At 62.5% G+C, this 16,146-nt stretch carries 17 protein-coding genes; 8 read left to right on the top strand and 9 right to left on the bottom strand.

Annotated elements, in window-relative coordinates; genetic code table 11:
- Positions 1-8: 8 nt before the first annotated feature.
- From BES08_RS28305 to BES08_RS28280, 6 genes are read right to left on the bottom strand one after another with little or no spacing between them, the layout of a single operon-like run.
- Positions 9-272 (bottom strand): hypothetical protein, encoded by a 264-nt coding sequence (locus tag BES08_RS28305; protein ID WP_069710036.1) that lies wholly within the window; start codon positions 270-272, stop codon positions 9-11.
- The gene (locus BES08_RS28300; protein WP_069710035.1) at positions 269-2,197 is read right to left on the bottom strand and encodes a chemotaxis protein CheA; all 1,929 of its coding nucleotides are present in this window, start codon (positions 2,195-2,197) and stop codon (positions 269-271) included. The genes BES08_RS28305 and BES08_RS28300 overlap by 4 nt, the downstream gene beginning before the upstream one ends.
- Entirely contained in the window at positions 2,197-3,048 is an 852-nt protein-coding gene (locus tag BES08_RS28295) for a CheR family methyltransferase (RefSeq protein ID WP_069710034.1), read from the bottom strand. Before BES08_RS28295 ends, BES08_RS28300 begins: the two co-directional genes overlap by 1 nt.
- On the bottom strand, positions 3,045-4,148 hold the full coding sequence (cheB, locus tag BES08_RS28290; protein WP_069710033.1) for a chemotaxis-specific protein-glutamate methyltransferase CheB: 1,104 nt from the start codon (positions 4,146-4,148) through the stop codon (positions 3,045-3,047). The genes BES08_RS28295 and cheB overlap by 4 nt, the downstream gene beginning before the upstream one ends.
- Positions 4,145-5,542, bottom strand: coding sequence for a chemotaxis protein CheW (locus BES08_RS28285; RefSeq protein WP_083274891.1), 1,398 nt, complete (start codon positions 5,540-5,542; stop codon positions 4,145-4,147). Before BES08_RS28285 ends, cheB begins: the two co-directional genes overlap by 4 nt.
- A 2-nt stretch (positions 5,543-5,544) precedes the next feature.
- On the bottom strand, positions 5,545-7,464 hold the full coding sequence (locus tag BES08_RS28280; protein WP_069710031.1) for a methyl-accepting chemotaxis protein: 1,920 nt from the start codon (positions 7,462-7,464) through the stop codon (positions 5,545-5,547).
- A 434-nt stretch (positions 7,465-7,898) separates the two neighbouring features.
- Here BES08_RS28280 and BES08_RS28275 point away from each other — a divergent pair, with 434 nt between their 5' ends.
- The 3 genes from BES08_RS28275 (at position 7,899) to BES08_RS28265 (ending at position 9,984) form a co-directional block, all read left to right on the top strand.
- Entirely contained in the window at positions 7,899-8,555 is a 657-nt protein-coding gene (locus BES08_RS28275; RefSeq protein ID WP_231958405.1) for a 2'-5' RNA ligase family protein, read from the top strand.
- A gap of 122 nt (positions 8,556-8,677) precedes the next feature.
- Positions 8,678-9,481 (top strand): acid phosphatase, encoded by an 804-nt coding sequence (locus BES08_RS28270; RefSeq protein ID WP_069710029.1) that lies wholly within the window; start codon positions 8,678-8,680, stop codon positions 9,479-9,481.
- Positions 9,482-9,567: 86 nt separating this feature from the next.
- On the top strand, positions 9,568-9,984 hold the full coding sequence (locus BES08_RS28265; protein WP_069710028.1) for an NUDIX hydrolase: 417 nt from the start codon (positions 9,568-9,570) through the stop codon (positions 9,982-9,984).
- Between the two features lie 278 nt (positions 9,985-10,262).
- On the opposite strand, the gene BES08_RS33375 is transcribed toward BES08_RS28265, so the two are convergent.
- Together BES08_RS33375 and BES08_RS28255 are read right to left on the bottom strand one after the other, a co-directional pair.
- Positions 10,263-10,433 carry a hypothetical protein gene (locus tag BES08_RS33375; RefSeq protein WP_156800029.1) on the bottom strand — a complete coding sequence of 57 codons (171 nt, stop codon included), beginning with the start codon at positions 10,431-10,433 and terminating at the stop codon, positions 10,263-10,265.
- Positions 10,434-10,563: 130 nt separating this feature from the next.
- On the bottom strand, positions 10,564-11,373 hold the full coding sequence (locus BES08_RS28255; RefSeq protein WP_069710026.1) for a S1/P1 nuclease: 810 nt from the start codon (positions 11,371-11,373) through the stop codon (positions 10,564-10,566).
- A gap of 681 nt (positions 11,374-12,054) precedes the next feature.
- Between BES08_RS28255 and BES08_RS28250 the strand changes: the two genes are divergently transcribed.
- The 4 genes from BES08_RS28250 to BES08_RS28240 all read left to right on the top strand — a co-directional run bounded on the left by BES08_RS28250 (position 12,055) and on the right by BES08_RS28240 (position 14,326).
- Positions 12,055-12,255: a hypothetical protein gene (locus tag BES08_RS28250; RefSeq protein ID WP_156800028.1), complete on the top strand. Its 201-nt coding sequence runs from the start codon at positions 12,055-12,057 to the stop codon at positions 12,253-12,255.
- Between the two features lie 321 nt (positions 12,256-12,576).
- On the top strand, positions 12,577-12,846 hold the full coding sequence (locus BES08_RS33370; protein WP_156800027.1) for a response regulator: 270 nt from the start codon (positions 12,577-12,579) through the stop codon (positions 12,844-12,846).
- A 66-nt stretch (positions 12,847-12,912) separates the two neighbouring features.
- Complete coding sequence (locus BES08_RS33365; protein ID WP_156800026.1) at positions 12,913-13,095, top strand: hypothetical protein; 183 nt, start codon at positions 12,913-12,915, stop codon at positions 13,093-13,095.
- Positions 13,096-13,147: 52 nt separating this feature from the next.
- The gene (locus tag BES08_RS28240) at positions 13,148-14,326 is read left to right on the top strand and encodes a GAF domain-containing sensor histidine kinase (protein WP_069710023.1); all 1,179 of its coding nucleotides are present in this window, start codon (positions 13,148-13,150) and stop codon (positions 14,324-14,326) included.
- A 33-nt stretch (positions 14,327-14,359) separates the two neighbouring features.
- On the opposite strand, the gene BES08_RS28235 is transcribed toward BES08_RS28240, so the two are convergent.
- A complete protein-coding gene (locus tag BES08_RS28235) occupies positions 14,360-14,644 on the bottom strand; it encodes a hypothetical protein (protein ID WP_036528601.1) in 285 nt (94 codons plus the stop codon).
- 105 nt (positions 14,645-14,749) lie between these two features.
- On the opposite strand from BES08_RS28235, the gene BES08_RS28230 reads away from it, so the two are divergent.
- Complete coding sequence (locus BES08_RS28230; protein WP_008833256.1) at positions 14,750-16,126, top strand: IS701 family transposase; 1,377 nt, start codon at positions 14,750-14,752, stop codon at positions 16,124-16,126.
- The last annotated feature ends 20 nt before the right edge of the window (positions 16,127-16,146 follow it).

Raw genomic sequence — 16,146 nt, 5'->3', positions numbered from 1 at the left:
CATGGTTGCTAAGGCGTTTTGGTCGCTCTGTCGCTATCCGAAATCATTGGCTCAAAAATATTTCGCGCGAGAAAGGCTGACTCCGGTACGCCCCGAATGACAGGACGAAGCGCGAGCAGGACCTGCGCGACGGCCATGTGCAGCTTGTGAACGGCAGTGATGTCCACCACGGCCTCCGGCGCATCCTGCAAGGCAGCGAGCAGCGTTTCCGCATCCTCGACGCCGCAACGCCCCTCCAGACGGATGGTGTCGTCGGTTTTGCGCACGGTCATGCGGCCAGGTCCGGCAGGTCGAGGACGAGAAGGACGCTGCCATCGCCCATGAGGGCGGAGCCGATGACCCCTCGGGCAGAGGACAGCATGCCTGTCGGGGGGCGCACGATCGTATCGATGCGTTCGGCGAAATCATCGACCCGCAGCGCGATTGGCTCGCCGCGGCTCTGCGTCACCACCAGCTTGGCGTGCGGCCCTTCCGCGCGGCGGGCATCGAGCAGGGTCGCGAGGTCGAGCACGGGCACGGTCCGGTCACGCAGGACGCAGGCGATGCCCCGGCCGACCGGGAACAGCACGGACCGATCGATGCGAACCGTCTCGACCACCTGATCGAGGGCCACACCATAGCGCTCGCCGCCGACCTCCACGACCAGCAGTTGCGTCGTGAGCGCATTGGCAGGCAGGCGTATGCTGAAAATGGTGCCCTGGCCGGCGGCGCTGTCGATCTCGATGGAGCCTCGCAACCTGTCGATGGCCGCCTGCACGGCATCCATGCCGACGCCTCGTCCGGATACTTCCGTGACAGAGCCAGCGGTCGAAAAACCGGGAGCGAAGATGAGGCGTAGCGCGGCTGCATCGGTCAGAACCTCGGCTGCGTCCTGTGGCAGGAAGTCGCGTGCAACGGCGAGCTGCCGAATATGCTTGGGATCAATGCCTGCCCCATCGTCGCTCAGCGTGGCAACCACCGCGTCTCCCTCGCGAGCGAAGCTCAGGGCGATCCTGCCCTCCTGCGGTTTTCCCGCCGCACGGCGAACCTCGACGGCTTCTATGCCATGATCGATGGCATTGCGGACCATGTGGAGCAGAGGTTCGAAGAGGCCGTCGGCAATCTGCTTGTCGACCTCGATCCTTTCACCGGCAATGGTAAGCGTCACGCTCTTGCCCAGGCTTTGCGCGATCTCGCGTGTGAGCCGTGGCAGGCGCTGGAGCGCAGGTTCAAGGGGAACCAGCCGCACGGCGGTCAGATTGCGATGGAGGGAACCCATCGCCCGCTCGATGGTCGCCTGGACGGCGCGGATGCGTGCCGCAAGGGCATGATCGACGCCCTGCGCGTCCTCGGCCAGCGGGGCGAGTGCGTTGATTGCCACGGCAAGGTCGGCCAGCCCGTCAGCCATCGCATCCACCCGTGCGGATTCGACCCGCAGCACGCTCGTATCGACGCGAGATGTACGGGCGATTTCGCCCCGGTCCCCGGACATCAGCTCCGCAAATTGCACCTGATCGGGTTGCAGTCGGAAGGCGGCGCGAACCCTGTCCTGAGAGGCCGAACTGAGGCCCTCCAGGACGCCGAAGCAGGAGAAAGGCTCGATGGCCGTGGCACTAGGCCATGCTCCGTCGCGGGGGAGCATGGTGAGCGTGAGCAGGTTCGGCACGGCTTCCGCCACCGCCAGCGGGTCTTCGCCGCGAAAGAAGCAATCGGCATCCGGCGCGTAGCAAAACGCGACGACGGGCCCCGCCGCACCCGCGATGATCGCTGCCTCCCTCTCCGACAGGCGAGCGAGCCAGTTCTGGTTGTCCACCACCGGGTCAGGGGAAGGGGGCTCGGCAGCGCGCGACGTGAGACGGGCAATTGCCTGTTCACTCTTTGCCGGGGCATCCTCGCTCAACCGGCCGTCCCGCTCCATGTCGTCGATCCAGCGGTCAACCTCATCAAGGCTGGCGACAAGCGCGTCGGTCTCTGCCGCTTCGAGAGCGCAGGTGCCCTTGCGGACCCGCTCCAGAAGATCCTCGGCAGCATGCAGCAGCCGTTCGGCAGGGCCGAGGTCGAACACCACCACGGACCCCTTGAGCGTATGGATCGCCCGAAAAGCGCTGTCGATGGCGGCGACGTCGGTGGGATCGCGCGACAGGGCGGCAAAATCCTTGCCCGCCTGCGCGACGAGTTCGCGCCCCTCGATCAGAAATTGTTCAAGCAGTTCGTCCATTACGGCTTACGATAGACGATTGCGTCCGGAAGACGAGAGAGGGTGAAGCGATCGGAGATGCGCCCCATGGACTCGCTATGGCCGAGGCAGATGGTCCCGCCGGGGTTGAGGGCATCGAAGAGGTTGTTCGCTGCAATCAACCGAGAGCTGTCGTCAAAATAGATCAGCAGGTTGCGGCACAGGATCACATCGAACAGGCCCAGCCCGCTCAGGCTGCTCGCGTCGATGATGTTGGCGGCGACAAAGCGCACCGATTCCCGCAAATCCTGAATGATGCGGCGGCGATGCCCATGTTCCGGCTCGAAATAGCTTTCACGTACGGTGTCGGGCAGGCGGGCGAGCGCCCGTTCCGCGAAATGCCCGTCCTGTGCTTTGGCAATGGCACCCGTATCTATGTCGGACCCGATGATCTCGACATTATAGGCATCCACCAGCGGCCAGTTTTCCAGCAGCCAGAGCGCGATCGAATAAGCCTCCTCGCCCGTCGAGCAGGGCATGGACCAGATGCGGACAAGATCGCCCGGACGCTTGGTCCGGACCAGTTCGGGGAGGATGTCGCGGGAGAGGGCCGCAAGTTGATGCTCCTCGCGATAGAAATAGGTCTCGTTGATGGTGAAGGCGTTGATCAGCGCCTCACGCTCGGCCAGATGCACGCCGATAAAGCCCAGATAGGCTTTGGCTGTGGTGATATTGGTGCGCTTCATCCGCTCCGTGATACGGCGCTCGATATAATAGCGCTTGTTCTCGCCAAAGATCATGCCCGTCCAGCGGTAAAGCAGCGTGCAGACCGCCGCCAGCTCCTCCGGTGACAGGGCGATCGGTGCGTTGGCGGCGGAGGGTGCATCGCTCACGCGGGCAGAAGAGCCGTGAGCGCGTCGGCAATGCGGCCGAGTGGTCGGACAATGCCCGCGCCGTCCGCCTGCACCAACGCGCCGGGCATGCCCCACACCACCGCGCTGCTCTCCGCCTCGGCGATGGTGAGGCCGCCTGCCTGCTTCAATCGTGTCATTGCCGCTGCTCCGTCCGTGCCCATGCCGGTCATCAACACACCGACCAGCCTGTCGGGCGCAACCAGACGCATCGCACTGTCGACGAGCCGGTCGACGCTGGGGTGCCAGAAATAGTCGCTGCTGCTGGGAGCAGGGAGCGCGACGAGATGGCCATTGCGGCGCGAGAGGATGAGATCGGCATCGCCCTTGCCGATATAGGCATGGCCGGGGAGCAGCGGCGTGGTCCCTGTGATCTCCCGAACGGTCAGCGCACACATCCGGTCGAGGCGGCGCGCGAGCGGCCCGGTAAAGCTGGCGGGCATGTGCTGCGCGATCAGGATCGGCCAGGGAAAATTTTCCGACAGTTCGCCGAGCACGGCATCGAGCGCAGGCGGCCCACCCGTCGAGCAGCCGACGAGCACAAGGCCCGTCTCACCATCCACGCGGGACAAGCGCGGCAGGGGCGCGGCGCCATCCGGTATCGAGCGGACGGGGCGCGGCTTGCGCCCGGCGAGCCCGCCGCGGGCGCGCGCGCGAACGCGTTCCTGAAGGCGGGTGGTGCGGGAAATGCGGGCTTTCGATGCGGCGCGCACCTTGTCGACCAGATCGTCGGCGATGGCGTCGATTTCGAGCGATACGGCTCCTTTGGGCTTGGCGATGAAATCGACCGCGCCCAGCGCCATCGCCTCGAGCGTTTCCTCGGCGCCGTCTGCGGTCAGTGACGAGACCATGACGATGGGGCAGGGGCGTATCACCATGATCCGGTCGAGGCAGACCAGCCCGTCCATCCCCGGCATGTTGACGTCGAGCGTGATGACGTCCGGCGCGACGTCGGCCAGCATCTCCAGCGCCTCCGCACCGCTTCGCGCAACGGCCACTTCGAAGTCGCCCGCCGACGTGAAGATTTCGATCAGCAGGCGCCGCATCAGCGCCGAATCGTCAATGACGAGCAAGCGGGTCACGGCGCTTTGGTCACGCCCTTCTTGCTCAGTCTGGTCAGCAAATCCTGTGCGGCCCGGTCCAGCAACTCGCGCGGATTGACAATCAGGACGAGGTCGTCCCGGCCGCCGAGCGTCGCGACACGTTCGAAAACGCGTGTCCCCTCCGCACCCAGATCCGGGGCTTCGTGAAGCGCGCTTTCAGGCACCTGGGCGATTTCGGACACGGCATCGACGATGAAGCCGGCAGTCAGCGCGCCGATGCGCACCACGATCACACGGGGTTTGGCGCTGCCTACGGCGGTGCCGTTGAACCGCCGCGCCTGGTCGATCACCGGGATGACCTGACCGCGCACGTTCATGACTCCCTGCACGAAGTCGGGCGCCTTGGGCAGGGGCGTGAGGCGCGGCGGCAAGGGGACGACCTCATCGACCGCATCGAGGGGCAAACCGAAGCTGTCGTCGCCGATCCGGAACAGAAGAAACCGCTCGCATCGTTCGCTCGCCGCGCCGCCTGTCATGTTGCCCTGTTCCTTGCCATCGCCCTGTAGCAGCCTCGCCATGATGTCCTCGCGCAGCAGCTGGTCCGTGGCGAGGACGGACAGCAGGCCCTTGCCCTCCCCGAGCCGGCAGATCGCCTGGATGCGTGCTTCCGCGCCGCCCCGGTTCAGCACTTGCGGAACGGAATCGATGTCAGTCTCGGCGACGCGCACAACGGACTGCATCGCGTCGACCAGCAGACCGACGCGATGCGTGCCGATCCTGACGACGAGAATGCGGGCATGATGGTCTGCGGGCCGGATGGGAAGGGCCAGCAGGGCCGCGAGCGACAGCAATGGCAGGAGGTTGCCTTGCAGCGGCATGGTGCCGATCACGACATCGTCCGCATGCGGCATCCGGGCGATGTCGTCGGGCACGCGCATGATCTTGTCGATGTTGGACAAGGGGAGCGCAAAGGCCTGATCGCTGATCGTGAAAGCAACGAGCGCCAAGGTGTCTTGGCGGGCAGCGCGGCTTGCCAAAGCGATGACGCGCCCGCTGGACTCGCGCTGACGTTTCTTCGGCACGGCCTGTGCGACCAGCTCCGCAACGTCGAGCAGGGAGACGTCATGGACCGCGCTCTGGTCCGCAAGCTGAGCAACGCTGGTAACGGCCAGTCCTACGAGGCCGTCGGCATCGACGACGATCACGCGCTGGCTTTCGCTCTCTTCCTGACCGATCAGCCGTCCAACGCAAATCACCGCAATAACCGTGCCGCGCATGTTCGCGACGCCCAGCAGCGCATCCGGCGCATGCGGCACACGCGAAATCCTCGGCATCGACAGGATTTCCCGCACCTGCGCAGCAGGCAAGCCCAGACGCCGTTCGCCGACGGTGAACGTCAGAATTTGCATGGCGGGGAGAGGGGCGGCGGCCAAACTCAGTTCTCTTGTACGGCAAGGACGGTCGCGATGGACGCGATTTCCTCGATCGCTGCCGCCAGCGCCTCGGCGCCCTGTGCCTGTTGGCGTGCGGCCGCGCTCGCTTCCCGAACGGCGGCTGCGGCAAGATCGGCCGCTTCGGCGATCTGGGTGGTGCCGCTTTGAACCTCCCGAACGGACCGCAACATTGCATCCGCGCTCGTCAGGATCGCGCCGTTGGATGCCTGCGCATCCTCCAGTTCCGCTGTCACCAGCGCAAAGCGTTCCACCATGGCTCGGTTGCGGGCTATTTCCGCCTCGGCAGCTCCAACAACCTGATCGAGATCGCGGCGGACGGACACCATCTGATCCTGTATCGTGCGGACGATGTCCTTGGTCCGCTCTGCGCTATCGGCGGCATCGCGAGACAGCTTGCGGATATCTCCCGCGACCATTGCAAATCCCGACCCTGCGTCCCCAGCACGGGTCGCCTCGACCGCGCCGCTGACGGCCAGCATATTCGTCTGGATGGAAATCAGGGCCAGGCTGTCGGCAATCTTTTCGATCTTTCGCATAGTGTCGTTCAGGCCTGCTAACAGGCCCTGCACGCCGTTGACCTCTTGCAGCGCGGTGCCGACGCCATCGACCAGCTGCTCCATCATCGCCCGGCCTTCCGTCACCGATCGCACGATCGCGGTGATCCGGCCGTTAGCGCCTTCCGCTCTTTCCTGAGCAACGCGAGCGGATTTTTCGATCTGGCTCATCGCGGCATTGGCCTGAAGGGTGGCTGATGCCTGAACCTGAGTGCCACGACTGATCTGTTCAAGCGCCACGAGGATTTGTCCGGACGCGCCGGACAGTTCCTGCACCGTTGCTGACAGTTCTTCCGCTGCCGCTGCCACCTGTTCGACCACGACCTCGCCGGCATTGCTCTGCAACTGCTCGGTCAAGTCGCCAAGCGCCTCTGCCGTTTGCTGGCTTTCCTCCAGCGAAGATCCCTGCTGCTCTATAGCCTGCTGGGCTTCTGCTGCGGCGGCGGACTGCTCCTCGGCGGCGCTCGCCACCTGCTCCGCGCCGCGCTCCGCCTCGCGGGTCGCACTTTCCGCCTCCAACGCTGTCTGGAGAATGTCCTGCATGTTCATGCCAAGTGCCGCGAGATCATCGCGCGCAACTTTCAGGCGCGCGACGACCTCATGACCCAGGCCGGCCTCGCTCGTGGCCTGCGTCGATGCCGCTCGGATCTTTTCCGCGATTTGCTGCACCTCGGTTCCGATGCTGGCGGACAGGCGCCGAATGTCGCTGGCGCCCGCTTCGGAGTTCTCGGCCAGCGTGCGCACCTCGTCCGCGACGACCGAAAAGCCCGCCCCGCTGTCGCCTGCACGCGCGGCTTCGATCGCAGCGTTGAGGGCAAGCAGGCTGGTCTGGTCCGACACATCGGCGACATAAGCCCCGATCTCGTCGATGTTTCCCGCTGCCTCTTCCAACGTGGACATCAGATCGACGGTCGACAGCTGTCGCTGCGCACTCAATTCTATGGCCGCGACCGATCCTTCGATCTGCGTGCTGATCTCGGCAAAGCTGGTCTGCACCGCCTCCGTCTGACGACGCGATTGTTCCGCGCGGCTCCGTGCGTCGCGGAAATTCATGCCGAGCGCGGCGATCAGGCCGAGCGATTCCTGCGCCGCGCCCGCCGCCTCCTCTGCCCCGCTCGAAATCTGGGCCATCGTGCGCTGCAACTCGGCGGCCGCTGCCGAGGCTTCGCCCAGGCCGCTCGCCAGTTCCTGCGTCGCCTGGTCGATGCGCTCGGTAGGGGTGGCCGATTTGCGCCTTGCAGCCGGCCGGCGAGTAGTGCTGACTTCCGCTGATGGCGCGACCTCTGCAGCAGCTGAGGTCGTACCCCTTGCACGAGAACCCAAGGTCGATTTCTTTACCAGCGCCATAAGCTCTCTTGTTGTCCATGCAGGAGGCTGTGGCTTACGGCACGGAAGCCCCTGCTACCAGAGTTCGATTTAGATGGTCGACATTGAAGCCGCCTTGAGACAAGGCGCCAGCGATTTTGAGAGCACAAGCCACTGCGGACCGTCCGCTGCCGGGAAATGAAATCCGGGCGTTGAATGACCGACATGGGTGGATGGCGCAAGGGGCTGCTACGCGCCCCATTCCGGTCGCTTAGCATTCCAAACATGATTCCTGGAACCTGCCATTCTGCAGCATTAAGATGGGGTTTGATCTGAGGAACCTTAGGTCGTCGGATTCGCAGATTCCAGCACGTGTCTTGTGCGGAAGAATTTGCCGATCCGTCGAAGGCGCCGCTAAATATCGCTCCCTCTATTTCTCCCGGCCCGAGCACAGTCATATGCCGCAAATACCCCGGATGGCCCTGATCGCAGCTTTGGTTACGGCCTACCCCTTGCAAGCAGAGGACAGGCTCAGCATTGACATTTACGCGATCCCCTCACCGTCCATCGTTGACGCGGTAACGGAAGCGAGCGTCGATCTCGCTGCTAGGGGCATGACCACGTTTCATGCGCAAGGCCATCCGGCACACGTCACGCTTTACCTGACGCAATACCCGGCATCCGCGGCGCCTGCGCTGAAAGCTGCTGTCGCCAAGGCCGCGAAGGCGTGTAGGTCATTCCCGCTCACGGTCACCGGCCTGCAAAGGACTGCCTCGAACTGGCTGTTCTTGAAGGTCGAGAGATCGGCCCCTCTGCAAAGGCTGGCCGATGAGATGACGTTGGCGGCAGAACCATTGCGATCGCACGACCTAGCCCCGCCATCGTGGATGAAGGAATACCCTGCAAAGCTGCCCGCTTTCGAACGCTATGGGTCGCCGAACGTGTTCATGCAGTTTGATCCCCACCTGACCCTTCTTGCAAACGAGGCCACTCCAGACCTGGGCAAGTATATGGCGGATGTGGCCTCCCGTCCGCCGCGCGCCGAGGGCGGGGTGACAGGTATTGGTCTGGGGATCGTTGACGCGAACGGGCAACTGGTCAGGACGTTGGCGGAATATCGCTGCAAGGCATGATCACGCTGCTCACGGATGGCGGTGGGCGCTCCTTGTTCGTCAAAGATCCGCGTTGTCACATAACTGTCATATTGACGTTTCCGGAATGCTCGGCCTAGCTCTTCGAAGATTGGAGACCTGCCTTGAAGTTCAAACTGTCGATTGCCGCTGCAGTGACCGCAACTGTGCTCATCGCCGCATCCGCAACCTCGAACGAAAGACCCAGGGGCTATCTGGAACCGGGCGAGTTCGATGTGACGCATGTCGTTGAGCCGGCGCCTCGCCCCGGTGATCCGCGCTACGAAACCGACCGCAAGATTTTCAAGGCCACGCGCAAGCTCGCGGATACCCCGCGCTGGCAGTTGGCCACACAGGATGCCGACTATATGGTGCCGGCGCTGGCGCGCGATTTCAGCTGCGCGGTGGGAGTCAAGCTCACGCCGCAGAATGCCCCGAAGCTCATGATGCTGATCGAACGCGCGGGCTCAGACACGGGTGCGCAGTCCAGCAGGGCGAAAGCGGTCTACCAGCGGCACCGCCCTTTCACGATCGACAAGGGCCGGATCTGCCAGCCCGAATCCGAGCTGTACGACGAGAAGAAGCACGGGATGAGCTATGACTATCCCTCCGGTCATACGACCTGGGGATGGACCTGGGCGCTCGTCCTTTCAAGCATCGCACCCGATCGCGCGCAGCCGATCCTCGAACGTGGCCGGGCTTACGGCGACAGCCGCTTTGTGTGCGGTGCTCATAACGAGAGTGCTGTCGAAGCGGGCATGCTGTCAGCCACCGCCACGATGGCGCTGGTGCAAACCAAGCCCGAGTACCAGGCTGACCGTGCCGCTGCAAAAGCGGAACTCGACGCCCTGCGCCAGACCGGTGAGAAGCCCACCGGCTGCGATGCGGAAGCATTGCTCCTGAATCAGCGGGTCATGCCGCGCTTTTGAAGTTAAGTTGATGCACGCTTCGCTGTTGCCTGCCTTGGCGTCGTAACCCGATTAGGATTGCGTCGACGGCGTTACAGAGTTGAAATATGCCTCTTCAGACGCACGCCCTTCCTTACCGCCGGACAAGCGACGGCCTCGAGATCCTGCTGGTGACGTCTCGCCGCAAGGGCAAGTGGATCCTGCCCAAGGGAAAAATAGAGGCGGGTGAAACGGCGGCGCAACGTGCTGCCATCGAAGCGTTTGAGGAAGCCGGAGTACGCGGCTCGGTCTCGGCCAAGCCCCTGTTGGCGTCTTCACTGGCCGATCCCAGTCAAGCGCAGATCTATCCGCTTGCGGTGCTGGAAGAACTGGAGCAGTGGCCAGAAATGGCCGTGCGACAGCGTGCCTGGTTCTCGGTTTCGGAAGCGCGGGCACGATTGCAGGACGAGGGGATGCTTCGTGCTCTTGCGGCTTTTGCTTCAAGGTTCTCCGACGCCCCAAGCCCTTCAGATCCAAGCGGCTAAGACCCTGAGGTCCAGCTCAGAGCCACCCGCAGGCCTCCGATAGGAGCCTCATCAAACTCCATCGTGCCCCCCGTCGCATCGACCAGTTCCTTGACGATCGCCAGACCGAAGCTGTGGCCCGAACCCGCCTCATCCAGGCGCGCGCCACGTGCGAGGGCGTTATCGATCCGCCCGGCATCCATGCCGGGCCATTGTCATCGATGAAGACGCAGATCATTCCGGCCTCGGCGATTCCGCTGATCGCAACTCCCCGGCGGGCAACCGGACTGCATTCTCCATCAGCGCGCCGATGACTTCCGTGATCTCGGGCGCAGCCACGGGAGGTCCAGAGCGTCGAAGACGATCTGGAAGACACCACCATCCTGCTGGTCCGGGTCTCGCAGGCCGACATCCGCGCAGGTGCGGCCCGGCGTGCAGAACGTGAAGGTGTCGAAGAAAGGGACTCGCAAGCGGTAGTGCCTCGGCAGCGCCGAATGGCCACCCGGTGAAGGAGCCCCACTTCGCTTCTTACAGATCGCAGGTTCGGCCATGCCGAACCTGCCGTGCGACGTGGGAAAAGTCGGAGAACGGTGGCTTGGACTACCGTCGCTTCGTGGTTTTTGCCTCGGCATCCGGAGTTTCAAAAACCCAGTTCAGGTAAGCCGCGATGCGAACGCCAGCCATCTTCAACCGACTGTCGATGTCCTCACGGTGTTGATAGGCGTAGTCGTATGAGAGGGCGGTATCGGTGGGGTAGGCCTTCTTGCGGATCGCAATGCTCTCGTGAATCCAGACCATCGGGTTGCGCTCATTCCACTGAATGACTTGCTGAGGCGTCGTCGAACGCTCCAGCCAATGCGCGTATTCCGAGTAGGCCAGCGCCCGCTGCTCGATCATGCTGGAATCCCAGATCGTGTGCAGGTTCGTGGGCTTGTCAAACCATGTGACCTTTACAGCGTTGCCGCCCCTGTCGGTGCCCGTTCCCACGTGAAGCGGCTGATGCAGGTCACCAATGATATGGACGACAAATCGCAAGGCTGTTCGCTGATCGTCGGCCGATGCCTTCGGATCACGCAGGACAGCTGTGTAGCGCTTGAGTGCGCTCAGCCCATCACCCTGTCCGGGTTCATCCGATGGCGCGTAGTCATCGCCTGCCACTGTCACATAGTGCCAGGCAGGCGACGTCTTCTGCCAGAACTCTGCCGGGTCCGATCGCATTTCGTCGGGCCAGGTCGCGGCCTCGGCAAGGTCTACCTCACCAAGCAGGATCTCGACCTTAGCCCGCGCCACGCCGCTGAGGTTGTCCTGGGCGATTGCACCTGTGATACGATGCCCTATCGGTCCCCAGGCCATTGCAGGGTTCGAGATGGCAATGGCAGCGCCCATTACGGCCGCAGTGGCGAAACGCATTCGATTTCCTTTGCGAGAGCAGGCGATCCGGCAGACCGCCGCTGCCAACAGTCTTTCACGGATGCCTCTCCTTACGGGCAATTGGAGGGGGCATGTCCACCATCGATGCAGTCTATCGCAAATCGGGGCAGTTTTCCCCGCTATCCACAGGGTGTGGGCAACTGCATGCCTGCGGAGGACCCTGCGATAGCCTATGGTCACGCAATGCGGTTTCTGTGCGCTCTTGGTCGGCATAAGCCATCCTCTGTCTCGATCTCGCGAGGCAAGAACGATGATTATCGAGCGCTCTGCGACGAATGCGGGGTGCCGATGGTCAGCCATGGCAAGAATGCCTGGCGCGCAGCCCAGCCAGCAAGCGTGACCGCTGCAGTCACCACATCTCCGTCTGCCCATTGAGCGCCAACGCGTGGCGCTGAAACGCGACGTGGACCTTTCAGGAATGTTTGAAGTGAGCTGCTTGATTTGCCTCCAACACAGCTAAACGATGGGTGCCAAGCTGGGGGCGCAGCGGTACACGGCGCACGCGGCGCAGTTGGCCGAGGCGTACAGCAGCAATTCATGCGGCTCGCACATTGCTGACCTCCCAAACGGAGGCGACTATGAAAATTTTCAAGCTTTCTCTTGCTCTTGCGATGGCAGTCACCGGCATCGGCATGAGTGCCTCGGCAGAAGCCCACCCGCGTGATCATCATCGCTGGGAGCATCGCGATCGGGACCATCATCGCTATCGCGATTATCGCAGGTATGATCGACCACGTCATTGGAGCAATCGCGCATATCGCGATCATCGCCGTTGCTGGACCGAATGGCGTCACCACCGCCGAGTTCGTGTCTGCCGCTAGATTAGAGCGTGTCGCTTACCCGTTAATCGCCGTCGGATAGCGACACACCGTTCCTTTTCCTATGGCCGTTGCCTGCTAATGCTCAGTCCAAGATGGCAATACCGTCCGTCGTGATGAGGCTTAGCGGGCTCGGCTCTTCAACGTCGTATCGCATAAGTCAGCAGTTCCTCTCGTCGCGGCGTAAGTCGCCGAGCGCAGATCGGCTATGATCGGGCCCGGGACCGATTGCGCGGCAGTGGTACGGCGTGAGCTGCCCAGCCGTAACGCGCCCATCCGAAACGTTCGACAGCGATTTTGTCGTGCTTGGAAGCGGACATTCAGATTACATCTCCGCCTGCTACTGTGTCGGCGAGGCTATGAGGTGGTCGCATCGGCTGCCAATCTCGAGTGTGGTCTCAAGGCAGCAAATGGCGGTGAATTCGAGATCGGCGTGCTGGATATCAACCTGCACGGCGTTCAATCCTATCCCATCGCTGAAGTTCTGGAAGGCCGTGGCATCCCGTTTGTATTTGTCAGCGGCTACACCGGGGCTGGAGTGGACGCGCGCTTCACGAATGTTCCCAAACTCCAGAAGCCTTTTACCGCTAAGGCGCTTGGCGAGGTGCCATTGCGTGTGCGTCTGAGTGCCTAACGAGGACGGAGTGGCGGGTGGACTGACAATGGCTCGACGCTGCCCCCGGAGCAGGATGAACTCCGGTTGGCCGACAACGTTTTTCTTGCCGATCATCAATTTGGCCGGTTATCCCTGTCGATGGTATTCGACCAGATTGCGGACGCCATTGCTCTGCGTGAGCCGCTCGATGTCGATTGTCCAAGCCGATGCTGCGTTCCGTGGCGCCTCGGCGAAGCGTTGCGCAGGGCGGCTACTGGGTCGGGTTAATAAGGGCATGGCTGCGATCGATCGGGCTGGTCTGACAGATAGGACGAAGTGAATGACGAAAGCGTTGGGGAGCGATATTGCGGCGATTGCGCGCATCGATGCGGTGCCATCCATCCTCGAAATCGCTTGCCGCATCACTGGCCTTCGTTTCGCTGCGGTGGCGCGCGTCACCGACACGAGCTGGACCGCCTGCGCTGTCCGGGATGAAATCGGGTTCGGGCTCGGCGTCGGCGGCTCGCTCGACTTGAAGACCACGATCTGCGACGAAATCCGCGATTCCGGCCAAGGCGTGATCATCGATCATGTCGCGTATGATCCTGTCTTTCGCGATCACCACACGCCGAGGCAGTACGGCTTCGAGAGTTACATCTCGATCCCAATCCTGAGAAAAGACGGGAGCTTCTTCGGGACGTTGTGCGCGCTCGATCCTCTTCCAGCCAAGCTCTCCAACCCCGGCATCATCGCCACGTTCGAGAATTTCGCGCAGTTGATCGGCCTTCAGCTCGACTTGCAGGACGATCTTGTTCGCAAGGAGGATCAACTCCTGGAAGCGGGGCAGACAGCTGAAATCCGCGAACGCTTCATCGCTATTCTAGGGCACGACTTGCGAAATCCGGTCGCTGCTATCGAAGCTGGCATCACCATGCTCGGCAGGACGCAAACCGACGAGAAATCCGGCTGGATACTGACGCAGCTGCTGCAAAGCACCCGGCGTATCAGCTTGCTGATCAATGATTTACTCGACTTCGCACGCGGTCGTCTCGGGTCCGGACTGACGCTGCGGTCGGTGCTCGTGCCGAGGATGTCCGTCCCGATCGAGCAGGTGATCGCGGAACTCCAGATTGTCCACCCAGACAGGATCGTCGACCTGAACCTCAAACTCGAAGAGGCGGTGACGTGTGACGTCGAGCGCATAACGCAACTCGTCTCGAATCTCGTCGGCAATGCCCTTACCCACGGAGCGGTGGACGAACCCATCGCCGTGACTGCGACATCCGCTGGCGGCACTTTCACCCTGAGCGTCTCGAATGGCGGTACCCCGATCCCGGATGAAGTCCTGCCGACGCTGTTTCAGCCGTTCACGCAATCCGCAGAGGGACAATCGGCGAACGGTCTCGGCCTCGGCCTCTTCATAGCAAGCGAGATCGCCAAGGCGCACGGCGGCTCCATTGAGGTTAGTTCTTCTGACGAGGGGACGAGGTTTAAATTGACCATGCCCTGCAGTTGTTGATCGCCTTCTTAGCTCGACTTTGTACGTTTTTGGTCAGGTCCAGGTCCAGAAGATGCTGTTTTCAGCAACGTGGTCGAGTGCTTGATCGAGGGGCAAGACGCATCCGCCCATATCATCGATATTTTCCCATTTTCGCTGGTGTGACCAGTAGCCGAGCCTGACTTCGTCACGCGTGCCGACAGGCTTGAGGCGGGCGATCGGTGCCTCGGTTGCCAGCAGATAGAGATGGTAAGCGCCTTTGTTCTCATACCATCCGACGCCGCCGCCGTTGGCCGCGTCGAACGTTTCGATGCGCAGAATGATTTCCTCGTCTTTCATGGTGCATCCATTGCCGCCGTCAGGTCACAGCATATCCGAGTCACCTCACCGCATGGCAACAGCCTAAGCGTTGCAACGTGCTTCAGTCAGGACTCGAAGCATGGGATGTTGGACCAGAACAAGGCCGTGATCGGCGATCCCGTCCCCCAGATCCTGCGCCAATGGCTGCAGGCATGGCGTCCCTGCTTTACGGCTCCCAGTTGGGAGCATGTACTTGTTCTTGTGATGGGGGGCGTGCTGGCCACGGGCAAACGGACCGTCACGTCTTGCCTGCGCGTGACCGGCCGGGGCGATGCTGCCAACTTTGCAACCTATCACCAGATCCTCAACCGCGCCCGCTGGAGCTCCCGTGCCGTTGCCAGGCGTTTACTGGGCATTGTGGTCGAACGGCTCGTGCCCGATGGTCCTGTGGTCATCGGTATGGACGACACCATTGAGCGGCGATGGGGGCGCCGGATCACCGCACGGGGTATCTACCGCGACCCGGTCCGCTCCAGTCACGGCCATTTCGTCAAAGCTAGCGGACTGCGCTGGCTCAGTTTTATGGTGCTCACCCCGGTGTCATGGACCCGCCTGATCAAAGCGCTGCCAGTCTTGACGTTGCTCGCTCCTTCGGAACGATCGAACCGTCAACGCGGCTGTCGTCATAAATTGCTGACGGACTGGGCGCGGCAGGGCGCGCTACAGCTGTCTCGCTGGCTGCCGGGTCGGCGGATCATCTTCATTGGCGACAGCAGCTTTGCTGTCCACGAACTGGCACATGCAATTGTCCGCCGGGCCACACTCATCAGCCGACTGCGGCTCGATGCCAACTTGTTTGCACAGCCTGCGGGGCGAACGGCACGCACGATGGGGCGCCCCGCACAGAAAGGGCGAGCATTACCAAAACTCAAGACCCTGCTCGCCAACCCGGCGACACGCTGGACCAGCATTCTCGTCTCTGCCTGGTATGGCCATGCGGGCGGCAAGACGCTCGAGATCACATCTGACATCGCCCTATGGTACAGGCCCGGCACCCCGGTCTTGCCGGTCCGCTGGGTCCTGGTTCGCGATCCTGACGGAAAGCGCGACCCGCAGGCCTTCTTCAGTACCGACATCACCCTCGAGCCCGCCGAGATGATCGCCCTCTACGTCCGCCGATGGCAGATCGAGGTCACCTTTGCAGAAACCCGCGCTCACCTTGGTGTCGAAACACAGCGCCAGTGGACCGACAAAGCCATAGCGCGAACCACGCCGGCGCTGCTGGGTCTCTACAGCCTAATATCGCTATGGGCCTGCGATCTGTTGACCATTAAAAGCACCCCTTATTCCGCCGCCTGGTATCGAAAAACCAACCTGACATTCAGTGACGCCATCGGAGCTGTCCGTCTCCAACTCTGGGTCGGCGACATTAATCAACACTCCCCGCCGCACCCAGAACCGAACTATATTCCCACAACCCGCCTAAAACGTATGGCTCAGGCACTATGCTTCGCTACCTGATCGTACAAAGTCGAGCTTAG

This window comes from Novosphingobium resinovorum (genome assembly GCF_001742225.1).
Classification (GTDB): Bacteria; Pseudomonadota; Alphaproteobacteria; order Sphingomonadales; family Sphingomonadaceae; genus Novosphingobium; species Novosphingobium resinovorum_A.
The sequence above is the reverse complement of the archived record's forward strand: the minus strand, read 5'-3'. Positions and strand labels throughout refer to the sequence as shown.